Below are 14,078 nucleotides of genomic sequence, written 5' to 3'. Positions count from 1 at the left end.
ATTATCATGTCGGTTTTATTATTGTGCAACTGATTGCAAAATGCAATCGGTTTTGCAAAAAGGAGACGGCGATCATGATGAAGGCTGCGGAACCCGAAATCGCATCCCAGACGTTTGGCGATCCCGCGCATCCACCGATTCTGCTGATCATGGGCGCCATGGCTTCGATGCTCTGGTGGCCGGAGGCGTTTTGCCGGAAACTGGCCGGCAAGGGTCTGTTCGTGATCCGCTATGACAATCGCGATACCGGCCGTTCGACCAAATATGCGCCGGGCGAACCGCCTTACACATTCGACGACATGGCGGACGACGCTATCCGCGTGCTCGACGGTTACTGCATCGCGAAAGCGCATGTGGTCGGCATGTCGATGGGCGGCATGATCGCGCAGCTTGTGGCGCTGAAGCATCCATCGCGGGTCATCTCGCTTGCGGCGATCAGCACTTCTCCCGTGGGAACCGACACGTCGTATCTGCCTGGGATGACCGAGGTCTATAGGAAACATTCGGCCGAAGGCGCTGATGTCGATTGGTCGGACCGTGACCAGGTGGTCGACTTCATCGTCAAGGACGCGCACGCGATCGCCGGCACCGCGCATCCCTTCGACGAGAAGCGGATGAGGGCGTTTGTCGAACAGGATTACGACCGATCCGGCGGCTTCTTGAGCGCGACCAATCATTTCATGCTCAAGAGCAGCGAGGATCGGGGCGGCGAGGACGGGAAGGGCCGCCTGCACGAATTGAAGGTTCCGCTCCTCGTGATCCACGGCACCGATGATCCGATCTTTCCGATCGAGCATGGCGCCGCTCTTGCCGAAGCAGTTGCCGGCGCGAAGCTTGTCCGTATCGAAGGCGGTGGCCACGAACTGCATCCCGACGATTGGGCCGTGATCGTCGATGCCATCGTCACCCATACCCAAGCCAGGTAGGTAGCAGGCCGAACCTCGATACCGCCCGTCCGGGAGGCGAACCACCAAAGGAACGAACAAACAATGTCCCTGACGATGCATCTTCATCCGCTGGCGTCCTTCTGCTGGAAGCCGCTGATCGCGCTCTATGAGAACGGCACGCCGTTCACGTCGGTCGTCGTCGATCTCGGCAATGAACAGTCGCGCGCGGCGTTCCTGAAATTGTCGCCGGCCGGCAAGATGCCGGTGCTGCGCGATGAAGCGCTGGACCAGACTGTGCCGGAATCGACGATCGTCATCGAATATCTCAACGCGCATTATCCCGGACCGGTCGAGCTGATCCCTGCCGATATCGATCTCGCCCGCCAGACCCGCCTCGCCGACCGATTTTATGACTTCTACGTGCAGCACCCGATGCAGAAGATCGTCGGCGACCGCCTGCGGCCGGAAGGCATGACCGATCCGTTCGGCGTCGAGGAGGCGCGCGCCCAGCTGCGCAGCGCCTACGCCATCATCGAGCAGGACATGCAGTCGCGGACATGGGGCATGGGCGAAGCCTTCACCCTGGCCGACTGCGCCGCCGCCCCGGCATTGTTCTATGCCAACAAGGTCGAGCCGTTCGGCGACAGATATCCCGCGGTGAGGCGCTACCACGACCGGCTGCTGCGGCGGCCGTCTGTCGCCCGCGTGATCGAGGAAGCGCAGCCCTATTTCAAGCTGTTCCCCTACAACAACGGTTAGGCCCGACACTGTACGTCCCGCCCAACGACGTACGTCCCGCCCAACGACGCGCTTAGCGCTTCACTGGCCAAGACGTGACGGCGCATCTCCGGGTCAACCCAGCTGCTCTGCGTCCCAGAACTGGTCGAGCCAGATGTTGAGCTTCAGGAAGCCGGCACTGCTGACCGTGTAGACACGCCTTGTCCCTTCCGGCTTGGCATTGACCAGCCCGGCGTCGAGCAGCACCTTCAGATGCTGCGAAACAGCCGGGCGCGAGACCGGCAACCCGGCGGCAAGTTCGTTGACGGTCTTCGGGCCGCGCCGGAGCTCTTCCAAGAGATAGCGCCGGTTGGGATCGGCAATCGCCATAAAGGCGTCGGAAAACATCATGCCTTATTTGTGAGGCAAAGTTTTCCAAATCTCAACCGTTGGTTTCAGGCTTTCTGCGCGGATCGAGCCGCAGTGCCTCCGGCGTGATCGAGCGCTCGGCCGGTTGTGTCTTGAAGGCGTCGCGGTCTTCGATCGGCACCGGCGCGCGCCGGCTGATGCGCAGCAGCGTATAGCCCGCCAGGCAAAGATGCGCGAAGGCAGTCGCAAGGAACAGGGCTTCCGGCCGCATCCAGCCCATCAGGCCGGCGGCCAGCAGCGGCCCGATCATTGTGCCGAAACCGTAGAGCAGCAGCAGCCCGCCCGACACTTTGACGAAATCCTCGGCCCGGGCGTGATCGTTGGCATGGGCCACGGCGATCGAATACAGCGTGTAGGCAAAGGCGCCGTAGGCGGCAGTGCAGACGATGACGAAGACGCCGGAGCGCGGCTCGAACAGGAAGACCGCGACGGCGAACAGTGCCGCGCCGAAGGCCAGGCCCGCAAGCACAAAGCGGCGGTCGGTCTTGTCGGAAAGACGCCCGGCCGGAAGTTGCATGGCTGCGCCGGCGACGACCACCAGGCTCATCATCAGCGCAATCTCGGCCGTGGAAATGCCGATGCGGGCGCCATAGACGGCGCCGAGCGTGCCCCAGGCGCCGTTGGCGATGCCGATCAAAACGCAGGCGATCGCCGACACCGGCGAATTGGCATAGAGCCCCTTGACGTCGAGCGAGACGTCCTGCAGCGGCTTGGGGTGTGACGCCGTCGACACCGCGGTCGGGATGAGCGACAGGCAGAACAGAATGCCGGTGATCATGAACAGCGAGGCCGACTTCACGTCGCCGCCGGCAACGATCATCTGGCCGCCCATGATCGAGGCATAGGTGACCATCATGTAGAGGCCGAAGACGGCGCCGCGGTTCTCGTTGGTGGACTTCTCGTTCAGCCAGCTTTCGATGACCATGAAGGCGCCGGCCATGGTGAAACCGGTGAAGGCGCGCAGCAGGATCCAAAAATATTCGTCGATGATCAGGCCGGTGAGCAGTGCGACGATGGCTCCCGATGCCGCAAAGGCGCCGAAAGCGCGTACGTGACCGGCGCGACGCACGATGCGCGGCGCAAAGAAGCAGCCGGTGACGAAGCCGCCGGCCCAGGCCGTGCCCATCAGGCCGAGCGATGCGGTCGAGAAACCCTCCAACTGGCCGCGCAGCGGCAATAGCAGCCCGTGCAATCCGGTCGCCGCCAGCAGGAAAGCGGTGCCGCGAAGCAGCGAGAGGATCGGTCGGTAGCTTGCAAACATTTAGCTGATCCGGCTGGAATTAGGGAGGATCTGAAGACAGTCGCATTCGGGCTTTTCGGCGGCGGGCGCTTCGGCTCTGGAGACTATCCGCGGCGGAACAGCGCCTCGGCCGCTGATTTGGTGGTGCCCTTGGACTTGAGCTCGGCTTCCAACCGGGCGATCTCGTCGCGCAGGATGCCGATCCGCTCGGACAGTTCGTCGACCGAAAGCAGCGACAGATCCTGACCGATCTCGTGCGGGCGCGCTTTCTTTTTGGGTTCGTCGTCGAAGATCGCCATCGTCGCTCCTCCCTGATGCGCAAAAATTAGACTGCTACAGCATCCATAGCGCGTCCAATCGGACGCCCGGCGCTGCAGTGGCCATTTGCCTGATTTGGCAATCAGCATACATAGGGCAGGGGCATGGATGCAAATAGTCGGCAAGAAACTGGCCGCTGGCAAGAAACTGGCGAAGCGAGACGGGAAAATTCATGGCGAATGGACAGAACAGAATTCCAGCGACGATGATCGCCATTGCGATCTCGGAACCCGGCGGACCACGGGTGCTGAAACCCGAAACGCGCGACGTGCCGGTGCCGGGTCCCGGCGAAATCCTGATCCGGGTGCGCGCCGCCGGCATCAACCGGCCGGATGTGCAGCAACGCAAGGGCGTCTACCCACCGCCGCCCGGTGCGTCGGACCTGCCGGGTCTCGAAGCGTCGGGCGAAGTTGCAGCCCTTGGCGATGAGATATCGCGCTGGCGCGTCGGCGATCGGGTCTGCGCGCTGACGCCCGGCGGCGCCTATGCCGAATATGTCAAGGTCCATGCCGGCAGCGTGCTGCCGCTGCCCGCAGGCTTCACCCACACCGAAGCGGCGGCAGTGCCGGAAAACTACTTCACTGTCTGGCATAATGTCTTCGAGCGCGGCGGCCTTAAGAGCGGCGAGACACTGCTCGTGCATGGCGGCTCGTCGGGGATCGGCACCACGGCGATCCAGCTCGCCTCGGCCTTCGGCGCCTATGTCATTACCACTGCCGGCAACCAGGAAAAGTGCGACGCCTGTCTGAAGCTCGGCGCCGACCGGGCGATCAACTACCGCGAGGAGGATTTCGTCGCAGCGGTTAAGGACGCGACCGACGGCCGCGGCGCCAACGTTATCCTTGACATGGTCGGCGGCGACTATGTGGCGCGAAACTACGAGGCCGCGGCGGTGGAAGGCCGCATCGTCCAGATCGCCACGCAGGGCGGGGCGACAGCCACCGCCGATTTCTCGAAGCTCATGGTCAAGCGGCTCACCCACACCGGCTCGACGCTGCGGCCGCGCACCGTCGAGTTCAAGGCGGCAATCGCCGCAGCGCTGGAGGCGCAGGTCTGGCCGCTGCTCGGCACCCGCAAGGTGGCACCGGTGATGGACATGATCCTCCCGCTCAAGGAAGCGTGGCGGGCGCATGAGCGGATGGAGGAGGGCGAGCATATCGGCAAGATCGTGCTCGACGTCGGCTGACGGGCGGTAACAAGCTGAACAAAAGCTTAATTGTGCAATGCAACAAACGCATTGCGGCCATGCAAAAGCGTCTGTTCAACTTTTCATCAACGATGCCTATTTGAGCGGCATCGAAACGATGGAGGACTACCATGAACCCGATCCGTGCTTTCCGTAACTGGCGCATGTACAATGAAACCGTGCGCGAACTGAACCGCTTGAACGCCCGTCAGCTCAACGACCTTGGCATCAACCGTGGTGACATCGAGAGGATCGCCCGCAAGGCGCTTTGATCTCGAGTGTAATCTCGCCCGAAAGCATCAAGCCGCCTTTTTGTGCAGCGGCGTTTCGGTCCGAGATCATGCTTTAGAAGCCAGAGCCGCAACAGACGGGTTTTTCCGTCGCCGGTTCCGAGCCCGCTGGACCCTGTCCGGCGGGTTTTGTCGTTTGAGGTCCGTGTAACAGCGGCGGCTGCGTGTATCTTTCTCAATAACCAAGTGCGGCAAAGCCGAGCGCCACCAAGGCTCCTCCCAGCACAATGTCCGCATGCTTTCGGAAACGACTATAAAATCGCCGTGTGGCCGGTTGGGAAATGGAAAGGCCGAGAAGACCAAACCAGGCGATCGCAATGGCAAACACCAATGCGACCACGGACAGGTGAGTTGCCCCGCGAGCATTTAAATTCAGCGTCGAGGTTGCGAAAAACAGCGCGGTGGCAGGATTTGCCGCTGCCGTGATAAATCCCAGCCGGAAGTATCGAACGATTGGAACCGGCTTAGGCTCGTTGGCGCCAGCTTTGATCGACAGCGCCCGCCGCATCGAATTCCAGCCGATGAAGACCAGAATTGCGCCGTAAAGGCTGGCGGCCATCTGGTGTGCGATGCCTCCCGGCGGCAGCGCGCCGGCTCCCGTCGCGACGATCGCCGCCAGCGAACTCGCGCCAAGGGCAATACCGGCGGCAGCCGAAAGCGCTGTGGCACGCGACGCGGTTAGCCCGGCCTGCGCGACGACGGCAAAATTGGCGCCCGGCAGCATTGCCAACAGCGCATAGGAAATGGCGAACGGAAACAACCCCGCCGCGACAGCGTGCCCGGTTTCCAACATCGATCAGCCCACATCGGCGGCGTCTGCTCTCCCAAGGGCAGATCGCCGCTACCGAAGCGAAATGTGGATGAAACACTTCCCCTCTAACAGTCGGCAAATGCCGACATGAGGACGTTTTGTTGGCGGGTTACCAGCCGCGCCCGCTGAGTGGTTCCGTGCTCTTGAGCAATGCGACCAGTTCGCTCTGCTGCCGGGTGCGGGTCTTGGAGAAAATCCGTTCGAGATAAGTGCGGCAGGTCTTCACGGTTATGTTCGAATTCGCCGCGGTTTCCTTCAGCGACCGCCCCGATGCCAAGGCTGTTGCAAGCTTCGCCTCAGCCGCCGTCAGATCGAACAGGTAGCGGATATGGGTCTCGAAACCGTCGGGAATGCGCCGGGCGACCTCCGTGACCATGATCACCGCGCAACGCTCCGACGCCAGGCCATAGGCGCGGGCGTCGACGAATGGGGCAACCGACAGCACCAACCGTGTCAGGTCAAATCGCTCGCGGTCCGATGGCACCAGCAGCGTTCCTCCGGTCCCGAGCATGGCGCCGCCATGTAGCGAGCAGGCATTCGCGACCAGCCGCTGAAGCTGCTGAGCATCCCTGAGATTGGAGGCGACGATCGTGCCGCCATTCAGTGCCAGAGGGCTGTCGGGCCGTGCCAGCATTGCCTCGGCGGCCTCGTTCATTTGGGCGATACGCTGAAAGCCGTCCACCAGAAACACGCCGAAGGGCAGATGCGAGAAGGCCGATGCCAGCGCCGACGTGTTCTCCAACTGCCGGCCGATCTCCCCAGCGCGCAGCATATGCGGCACGATCTTCTGCAACAGATCGATGTCGTCGGCACCGAACGCGCCCTGCTTCGAGCCGCGATGGATATCGAAAAACCAATAGGAGCCGTTGGAAGCCAGAAGATTGGAGGCGAGTCCGTGATGCATGTCGCGCGGCCTCATCCACTCTTGCCAGAGTTCGCGGCGACGGAACGCCGCCACGTCTCCAGCTATCCGCGTCCGATCATAGATTTTGCCCACCGGCAGCGCTGCCGCGACCGTGCTGATGGGGTCACGCATGTGTGCCGCTGCCGCCTCGGGAGAACACAGCCCCGGGTCATCGACAGTCCCGACCGCGCTGAACGCCTGCTGATCGAGCCGCGCGATACAGCTTCGCGATGCCTTGAACAGGTCGCGCAGCCCCACGACCACATCAGGCCAGCGCTCCTGATCATAGGCGGCCTCGTAGATCTGACCAACAACGGTGGAAACTGAATGGATGGTCACGTCAGCCATGATGATGGCCTTCCGTTGCTGCGCACATTTGGCTGATGAAGCCTAGCACACGGAAGCTCTCGCGCAAGTTGCATCGCCGCTGAATCAGGCGATGCTGCCCTCAATCCCACCTCGCCGATGGCGGGCTGAACCTGAGCAGGACTACTCTTCTGGCGCTCGGCCAAGCCATAACCTGCGGAGCCGAAACGCCGATGCACGGCGCCGAAGCTGAAGGGCTGCCTTGACAGGTTCGATATCTCCCGCCGTCCTCGCCGCCACGCGCCAAAAACGTTGCGAAATGGCGAGAGAGCGGTTATACAGACCGCGAATTTCCCATTTTGGTGGCTCTAAAACCACCGCCCGCGCGGGAACGCGGGCGAACGAGAAGGATATTTTGCAATGGCCAATACGCTGCTGATGCCCAAGGCGACCGCCGTCTGGCTGGTCGACAATACCGCGCTCTCCTTCGAGCAGATCGCGCAGTTCTGCTCGCTGCATCCGCTCGAGGTCAAGGCGATCGCCGATGGCGAATCGGCGCAAGGCATCAAGGGCATGGACCCGATCATGACTGGCCAGCTGACCCGCGACGAGATCGCACGTGCCGAGAAGGATGCGAACCATCGGCTGAAGCTGTCCGACCCCAAGGTGCGGGTGCCCGAATCCAAGCGCAAAGGTCCGCGCTACACGCCGTTGTCGAAGCGCCAGGACCGGCCCAACGCCATACTCTGGCTGGTGCGCAACCATCCCGAGCTGAAGGACGCGCAGATCGCGCGCCTCGTCGGCACCACCAAGTCGACGATCGACCAGATCCGCGACAGAAAGCACTGGAACTCGGCCAATCTGCAGCCGATGGATCCGGTGACGCTGGGTCTCGCCTCGCAGATCGATCTCGACATGGAAGTCAACCGCGCCTCGCGTGGCCGCGAGCAGGCACAGCCGGCCGGCGACACGCTGCTGCCGGCTGCATTGACCGAGCGGCTGGTGCCGGCGCCGGAGAAGCCAAAGGACGAGGATGCGGAACTCGACGCCAACGCCGTCTTTGCCAAGCTTTCGGCGCTGAAGTCGAAGGACGAGGATACCGACGACGAGGATTGAGGAACGGCGCCCTTTCCTTCTCCCCTTTGTTGTGGGAGAAGGTGGCCGAGCGAAGCTCGGTCGGATGAGGGGTGCCGGACGGATCGCGGCGTTGGAGTTTCTTCCAACACCCCTCATCCGTCTTGGCGCTGCGCGCCAAGCCACCTTCTCCCACAAGGGGAGAAGGAAAGGCGCCGCGCCTAAGTTCGCGCGGCTCGGTCCGGTGCCATCCCGTAATCCTCGCTGCGCTCAACCGCACGATAGAAATCTGCGAGCTGCTTGCCGCGCTCCGGCTTGAAGACGCGGCCGGCTATGACCACCGAAGCGATGCGATCGATACGGAAAGCGCGGAAATCGTCGCGCATCTCGCACCATGCGACCAGCGTCCACACCTTGCCCCAGAACCATAGGCCTAGCGGCCTGATGTCGCGCGCGGTGCTGCGGCCGGCCTCGTCGGAATAGTCGATGGTGAGCACCTGGCGTTTTTCCACCGCGCGCTCGATCAGGTCGATCGCCTCGCGCGCGGCGTCGCTCACCACCCACATCGGCGTGTGGATCTCTGTGCGGGCGATGCGGTCCTTTTCAGCATCGGGCAGCACGGCGCCGATCTTGACCAGCGCCTCGTCGGCGGCCCGCGCCATGGCAGCGCCGCCAAACGCGCGCACCATGCGGGCGCCGGCGACCAGCGCGACGATCTCATCACGCGTGAACATCAGCGGCGGAAGGTCGAAACCCTCCCTCATCATGTAGCCGATGCCGGCCTCGCCGTCGATCGGCACACCAGTCGATTGCAGGTCGGCGATGTCGCGGTAGATGGTCCGCTCGGAAACCTCGAGCCACGTGCCCAGCTTCTGGGCGGTGACCAGACGGCCACCGCGCAGATGCTGCACGATCTGGAAGAGCCTGTCGGCACGGCGCATCGTATGGTCCCTCGGTGTTGTTTCTATGCATGTCGTGGTCCCAAAACCGGTTCCCACTTTTGGGCGACATGCATTATGGTTCGAGCTCTTCGCGCTTGCGCTGCGCGGCGACGAATGCCGCGCCGAAGGACAATTTCCCTGTTGTCGGCGTCTTTGCATCCAGCACCCGCCAGAACGGCGCGATGTCGCTCAGCGGCATGCCGCGTTCAAGATCCTCGTTGGCGGCCTCGGCGACAGTGCGCAGATGATAGCCGATAGTGACCGGGCATGTCACTTCGGCGCCGTGCTCGATGGCGAGCGCGGTGCGCAATGCGCGGACGTCCATGTCGACGCCCTTTGGGATGGAGCGGATGAAATCATCGACCTGCCGTGCCGTCGGCACCAGCATCGGCTGGCCCTCGACGATGTCGCCAACAGTGCGCGGCGTCGGCTTGATACCGTTGATGCCCGGTGTGTTCAGCCTGTCGTTCCAGCTTTTTGCCATGCGGCACCTAGACGAAGAGCCCAAAGCTGTTGCCGTCCGGGTCGAGGCAATAGGCGAATGTGCCGGCCGGAATGGAGATCGCCGGCGAGACGACCTGGCCGCCGTTCTGCCTCACCCGTTCCATGGCATCTTCGATCGGTGCGGCAACCGACAGATGGATGGTCGGGCCGGTTCCCGGTGCCGCTGGTTTTCCGGGGTAGACGTGCCCGGATGCCATTCGGTCCTGCGTGGCGAACATGGCCAGTGGGTTCGGGCCGCTCTCCTCCAGAGCGAGATCGTTCTGAAGCACCGATCCATAAAAGGCGCGCGCCCGATCCATGTCGGTGACGGGGATCTCGAACCATGCCGAGGCTTTTGCAGGGATGAAGGCCATGTCAGTCTCCTGATACTGTCGCACTATTGCACGCCGCTCCTGACACCATACTGTCAGGAGACTTCAGCATGTTCCCCTTCGGCATACTCCCTGGCGAACAGCGTGCGCATCTGCGCGAGGTCGCTTGTTCTCTGGGGATAGAGCGTCTTCAAATAGGCAAGAGCGAAGGTGCCGGGAGCCGAACCCGGCGCGGACACGATGCGGCCGTCGGCGACGGCATAGGGCACGTCCTGATAGTTCTGGGCGCCGGGGTAACCCGGTTCCTTTTCATTGATCCAGTCACGACCATTGCTGGTGTGTTTGGCCTTGTCGAACAGGCCGGCACGCGCCAACGCCAATGTGCCGGCGCAGATGCCGCCGATCACGCCGCCGCGTGCCGCAATTGCCGTCAGCAGTCCGGAGATATCAGGCGGTGCATCGACCCATAGGTCGGAGCCGATGACCGCGACGGCGTCGAGATCGGTGTTTTCATCAACCTCGGTGGAGCGATCGGGCGTCAGCATAAATCCGCTGGCCGAGGTCACCGGCTTGCCGTTCGGCGTCAGCGACACCGCGCGTGCGCCGAACCATTCGACCGCCGAAGCCGCCAGCAGGCCGTATTCCCAGTCGGCGAAGCGATCGATGAAAACGACGCCGATGGTTTTCTGTTCGGACATTTCCTGCTCCGTCCTTCGGCCCGCCGGATCTATATCTGGGCGCCTTGGCGTCCGCATCCAGCCGCTGCCGCGAAAAATCACCCGCGACCGTGGCGGCCTTCGTAATTATCCGGCCAACCGATGTCCTTGCGGATGCTCTGCGGCAAGCCATTCATGAAACGCCGGGTGCGGATCTCGTTGCGCATCGTCCGGATCTTGCCGACATAGCGCTGCACGCTGTGCAGAATGGTAAAACCGTTCATGGCTGGTCTCCTCTCTTTCGATGGAGACACTATCGCACACCCCTCCTGACAGCAGTCTGTCAGGAGGCTGAGCGGTCTTTGGCGAGCGTGCCAGGTTTTGCCGGTTCCGATCCCGCCTGCACGAGAGAAGCAGGCTTTTTTGTCGCTCTGCCGGGGTTGAGTCGTTCAGCTTTCAACGACGGACGGTTGGAATTCGCAGCAGCGATAGGGCCGGCGTTCTGATATTGAGGGAGAAAATTCCTCGGAGATCAGGGAGATGACCATGAGCCTGCAACTGACAGGAATTCACCATCTGACCGCAATCACGGCCAATGCGCCGGGAAACCTTCGTTTCTACACCGGCACTTTGGGGCTGCGGCTGGTCAAGAAGACGGTCAATCAGGACGACACGTCAGCCTATCACCTCTTCTATGCCGATGCAGAGGCGACGCCTGGCACTGACATCACCTTCTTCGACTGGCCGGTCGGACGCGAACGGCGCGGCACCAACAGCATCGTGCGGACGAGCCTGAGGGTCGCCAGCCCCGAAAGTCTTGCCTGGTGGAAGGATCGCCTGGCCGGCGAGGCCGTCGCGACGGGAGAGATCGGCGACATCGGCGGCTATCCGTCGCTGGATTTCGAAGATCCAGAGGGCCAGCGCCTGCGCCTCGTCAGCGATGGCGGCAAGGGCGACAGCCATCCCTGGTCTCAAAGCCCAGTCCCAGTCGAGCACCAGATACGCGGGCTCGGGCCTATCGTCATCAGCGTTCCCGACATCACCAACACCGAGGCGGTGCTGACCAGGGTGATGAACATGCGCAAGGCGCGTGATTATGCGTCGCCAGATGGCGAGGGTCTGGTTCATGTCTTCGAAATGGGAGCAGGCGGGCCGGCGGCGGAGCTTCATGTCGCGGTGCAGCCGGGTCTTGCGCCGGCACGTCAAGGCGCCGGGGCGGTCCACCACGTCGCGTTCAGGGCGCCCGACCAGGAGACCTTGCATCAATGGACGGCGCGGCTGGCCGAGTTCCGTCTGCCGTCAAGCGGTGAGGTCGAACGATACTACTTCCGCTCGCTCTATTTCCGCGAGCCGAACGGCATATTGTTCGAGATTGCCACCGACGGCCCCGGGTTCACCGCCGACGAGCCGCTGGAAACGCTGGGCGAAAAGCTGGCCTTGCCGCCGTTCCTCGAACCGAACCGGGCTGCGATCGAGGCCGGCCTCAAGCCGCTGGCATAGCAACTCTATCGCGAGCGAGCGAAAGGAGCGCTTTGACAGCCGCTTGTGATGCTGGTCAAAGGCGGCATGTCGAAACTCCTCGCGCTCGTCATCGTCGCCATGATGGTCATCCAGCTGATCAAGCCGCTCGGCTGGCCGGGGCTGAAGCGGCGCAGCGATTTCTGGAAACTGGCGGTGCTGGCGATGGCGGCGATTTCGATCACAGCGGCGCTGGGGCATTGGACCTAAAGCGCGTCGCGTTCGACCGACCTCACGCGACGCGCTTTAGGTTGTTGTTTTATGCATGTCGTTATCGCAAAACCGCTGCACACTTTTGCGCGACATGCATTAGGACCGGCGACCCGCTACGCGACGCGTGGTTCGTTGGCGAGCACCAAGCCGACGAGATGTTCCGCCCAGGCCCGGTAGCCGGCTTCCGAGGCATGAAATCCGTCGGACGCAAAGCCGGCTTCGGCATCGGTGATCGGCAGGCGCGGCGCCGGCACCGCGCCGCGTTCGAGGCAAAGGCGCTCGCCCATCCGGTTCATCTCGGCGGCGCGGATTTCCAGGATCTTTCCGAGCAGCGGCGGCATTGCCGGTGCCCGGGTGAATTCGAGCACCGGCGACCACACCACGCGCGCCTCCGGCCATTTGGCGCGCAGCGCGTACAGCAGGCCGCCAAAATCGCTCTTGAAGCGTGGCACCGAGTGGAAGTTCTTAGTGTCGTTGGTGCCGATGGCGAGCACGATATGCGTCCACGGATCGGCCGACAGATTGGGCAGCACGTGGTCTCGGATCTGGCCTGAGGTCGCCGAGTTGAAGCCGGCTGCCCGCCAGCGCACCGCACGGCCAGTGCGTTTCGAGATCAGATCAGCCAGTTGCGCGGCCAGCCCATACTCGGAATTGCCGATGCCGACCGAAGCGGCGGAAGAATCGCCAAGCATCAGAAGCGAGACCGCCGGCGCCTGGCCTGATATCTCGTGCATGACCGGACCCTGCGCCGGCAGCATGCGGGTGGTGCGGCGGCGCACGCCGAGCCCCTGCCAGACATAGACCGGAAAGGCGAGCCAGGTGAGGAGGGCAAGAAAGCGCTGCATCGCAAACCGTTAATGGGCAAGTCCGTTAAAGGGCATAGCGAGCAGCACTTAGCGCATATCGGGCTAAAGGCGAAAGACCTTGCGTCGACGGCCCGTCGTCAATGGCAACAGGCGTCCGGCATCTCGGGCCGGTCTGCATATTCATCGTGCAGCCGCACCCAGTCCATCAGGCTGTGGTAGGGGCCGGTCTCGTTGCGGCCCTTCGGCGTCAGGTCGAGATAATGATAAGCGCCGATCAGCGGATCGCCGCCCCTGGAGCGCGACATGAAGGTTAGGAAGATGTCACCGTTGTCATCCCTGTAGAACACGCTGATGCCGGGAAGGTCTTTTGATTTGCGCGCGCGCTGCTCGAAATTGTAGGTCGTGTCGCCGGATGCGATCTGCTTGTCGGTGAAGGAAACCTGCATGTCGAAGTTGAAATCCGAGGCGTAGGACGACACCCAGTCGAATTTCCAGCCCATGCGCTGTTTGTAGGGCAGAAATTCAGCCAACGGTGCCCGCGAGATCACGACAAGCGACACATCGTGGTGCTTGAGGTGCTGGTTGGCGCCGTCGATGTGGTCGGCAAGGAAGGAGCAACCTTCGCAACGGTAATCGGCGCCCGGCCCGAACATGAAGTGGTAGACGATCAGCTGGCTTGCGCCGGCGAATAGTTCGGCCAGTTTCTTCGGGCCCTGTTCGGTCTCGAAGACATAGTCCTTCCGGATCTTCAGCCAGGGCAATTCCCGCCGTTCGGCAGCGATGCGGTCGCGAAATCGCGTCAATTCCTTCTCGCGGGCCAGATGCGCCTTGTGCGCCTGGAACCAGTCTTCCCGTGAAACGATCTTGTTGCTTGGCATGGGTCTGCTCCTCGTTGAGCCCCAAGGACGTTTGGGCTCGACGCAAGCCGACACGGTCCTCGCATTTTTGGAGCGATTTCAGAGCACAT

At 62.6% G+C, this 14,078-nt stretch carries 19 protein-coding genes; 7 read left to right on the top strand and 12 right to left on the bottom strand.

All coding sequences use genetic code 11. The annotated features are described in order from the left end of the window. Nucleotides 1–74: 74 nt before the first annotated feature. Both RPG13_RS03200 and RPG13_RS03195 read left to right on the top strand, forming a co-directional pair. Complete coding sequence (locus RPG13_RS03200) at nt 75–926, top strand: alpha/beta fold hydrolase (protein WP_337124374.1); 852 nt, start codon at nt 75–77, stop codon at nt 924–926. A gap of 63 nt (nt 927–989) precedes the next feature. Next, nucleotides 990–1,646: a glutathione S-transferase family protein gene (locus RPG13_RS03195; RefSeq protein WP_292221444.1), complete on the top strand. Its 657-nt coding sequence runs from the start codon at nt 990–992 to the stop codon at nt 1,644–1,646. A 93-nt stretch (nt 1,647–1,739) separates the two neighbouring features. Here the strand turns inward: RPG13_RS03195 and RPG13_RS03190 are convergent, their stop codons facing one another. The 3 genes from RPG13_RS03190 to RPG13_RS03180 form a co-directional block, all read right to left on the bottom strand. Beyond that, entirely contained in the window at nt 1,740–2,015 is a 276-nt protein-coding gene (locus tag RPG13_RS03190; protein WP_095487281.1) for an ArsR/SmtB family transcription factor, read from the bottom strand. Nucleotides 2,016–2,046: 31 nt separating this feature from the next. Further along, nucleotides 2,047–3,294 carry an MFS transporter gene (locus RPG13_RS03185; protein WP_095487280.1) on the bottom strand — a complete coding sequence of 416 codons (1,248 nt, stop codon included), beginning with the start codon at nt 3,292–3,294 and terminating at the stop codon, nt 2,047–2,049. An 83-nt stretch (nt 3,295–3,377) separates the two neighbouring features. Next, nucleotides 3,378–3,572 carry a DUF1192 domain-containing protein gene (locus RPG13_RS03180; RefSeq protein ID WP_126104587.1) on the bottom strand — a complete coding sequence of 65 codons (195 nt, stop codon included), beginning with the start codon at nt 3,570–3,572 and terminating at the stop codon, nt 3,378–3,380. A 191-nt stretch (nt 3,573–3,763) separates the two neighbouring features. Between RPG13_RS03180 and RPG13_RS03175 the strand changes: the two genes are divergently transcribed. Beyond that, nucleotides 3,764–4,777, top strand: coding sequence for an NAD(P)H-quinone oxidoreductase (locus RPG13_RS03175; RefSeq protein WP_337124373.1), 1,014 nt, complete (start codon nt 3,764–3,766; stop codon nt 4,775–4,777). Nucleotides 4,778–4,908: 131 nt separating this feature from the next. Next, nucleotides 4,909–5,049 (top strand): DUF1127 domain-containing protein, encoded by a 141-nt coding sequence (locus RPG13_RS03170; RefSeq protein ID WP_065011316.1) that lies wholly within the window; start codon nt 4,909–4,911, stop codon nt 5,047–5,049. Nucleotides 5,050–5,242: 193 nt separating this feature from the next. Here the strand turns inward: RPG13_RS03170 and RPG13_RS03165 are convergent, their stop codons facing one another. Continuing rightward, on the bottom strand, nt 5,243–5,860 hold the full coding sequence (locus RPG13_RS03165; protein WP_292622570.1) for a LysE family transporter: 618 nt from the start codon (nt 5,858–5,860) through the stop codon (nt 5,243–5,245). 127 nt (nt 5,861–5,987) lie between these two features. Next, nucleotides 5,988–7,130: a helix-turn-helix transcriptional regulator gene (locus RPG13_RS03160; RefSeq protein WP_127206716.1), complete on the bottom strand. Its 1,143-nt coding sequence runs from the start codon at nt 7,128–7,130 to the stop codon at nt 5,988–5,990. A gap of 378 nt (nt 7,131–7,508) precedes the next feature. On the opposite strand from RPG13_RS03160, the gene RPG13_RS03155 reads away from it, so the two are divergent. Beyond that, nucleotides 7,509–8,204, top strand: coding sequence for a DUF1013 domain-containing protein (locus RPG13_RS03155; protein WP_095487269.1), 696 nt, complete (start codon nt 7,509–7,511; stop codon nt 8,202–8,204). Between the two features lie 179 nt (nt 8,205–8,383). Here RPG13_RS03155 and RPG13_RS03150 read toward each other — a convergent pair whose 3' ends face one another. The 5 genes from RPG13_RS03150 to RPG13_RS03130 form a co-directional block, all read right to left on the bottom strand. Further along, nucleotides 8,384–9,103, bottom strand: coding sequence for a helix-turn-helix transcriptional regulator (locus RPG13_RS03150; protein ID WP_337124371.1), 720 nt, complete (start codon nt 9,101–9,103; stop codon nt 8,384–8,386). A gap of 73 nt (nt 9,104–9,176) precedes the next feature. Next, entirely contained in the window at nt 9,177–9,587 is a 411-nt protein-coding gene (locus RPG13_RS03145; protein WP_337124369.1) for a hypothetical protein, read from the bottom strand. Between the two features lie 7 nt (nt 9,588–9,594). Next, nucleotides 9,595–9,960, bottom strand: a complete 366-nt coding sequence (locus RPG13_RS03140) for a VOC family protein (protein ID WP_126104589.1) — start codon at nt 9,958–9,960, stop codon at nt 9,595–9,597. Between the two features lie 53 nt (nt 9,961–10,013). Further along, the gene (locus RPG13_RS03135; protein WP_337124367.1) at nt 10,014–10,616 is read right to left on the bottom strand and encodes a DJ-1/PfpI family protein; all 603 of its coding nucleotides are present in this window, start codon (nt 10,614–10,616) and stop codon (nt 10,014–10,016) included. Nucleotides 10,617–10,693: 77 nt separating this feature from the next. Next, the gene (locus tag RPG13_RS03130; RefSeq protein WP_126104591.1) at nt 10,694–10,858 is read right to left on the bottom strand and encodes a hypothetical protein; all 165 of its coding nucleotides are present in this window, start codon (nt 10,856–10,858) and stop codon (nt 10,694–10,696) included. A 262-nt stretch (nt 10,859–11,120) separates the two neighbouring features. Here RPG13_RS03130 and RPG13_RS03125 point away from each other — a divergent pair, with 262 nt between their 5' ends. Together RPG13_RS03125 and RPG13_RS03120 are read left to right on the top strand one after the other, a co-directional pair. Then, nucleotides 11,121–12,074: a ring-cleaving dioxygenase gene (locus tag RPG13_RS03125; RefSeq protein ID WP_337124366.1), complete on the top strand. Its 954-nt coding sequence runs from the start codon at nt 11,121–11,123 to the stop codon at nt 12,072–12,074. A 48-nt stretch (nt 12,075–12,122) separates the two neighbouring features. Then, on the top strand, nt 12,123–12,302 hold the full coding sequence (locus RPG13_RS03120; RefSeq protein ID WP_164759070.1) for a hypothetical protein: 180 nt from the start codon (nt 12,123–12,125) through the stop codon (nt 12,300–12,302). Between the two features lie 116 nt (nt 12,303–12,418). Here RPG13_RS03120 and RPG13_RS03115 read toward each other — a convergent pair whose 3' ends face one another. Together RPG13_RS03115 and RPG13_RS03110 are read right to left on the bottom strand one after the other, a co-directional pair. Then, on the bottom strand, nt 12,419–13,150 hold the full coding sequence (locus tag RPG13_RS03115; RefSeq protein WP_095487257.1) for an SGNH/GDSL hydrolase family protein: 732 nt from the start codon (nt 13,148–13,150) through the stop codon (nt 12,419–12,421). Nucleotides 13,151–13,248: 98 nt separating this feature from the next. Beyond that, complete coding sequence (locus RPG13_RS03110) at nt 13,249–13,989, bottom strand: DUF899 domain-containing protein (protein ID WP_126104593.1); 741 nt, start codon at nt 13,987–13,989, stop codon at nt 13,249–13,251. Between the last annotated feature and the right edge of the window lie 89 nt (nt 13,990–14,078).

This window comes from Mesorhizobium sp. ISC15 (assembly GCF_037162615.1).
In the GTDB taxonomy this organism is placed as follows: Bacteria; Pseudomonadota; Alphaproteobacteria; order Rhizobiales; family Rhizobiaceae; genus Mesorhizobium; species Mesorhizobium mediterraneum.
This window is presented reverse-complemented; position numbering and strand designations above follow the sequence as displayed.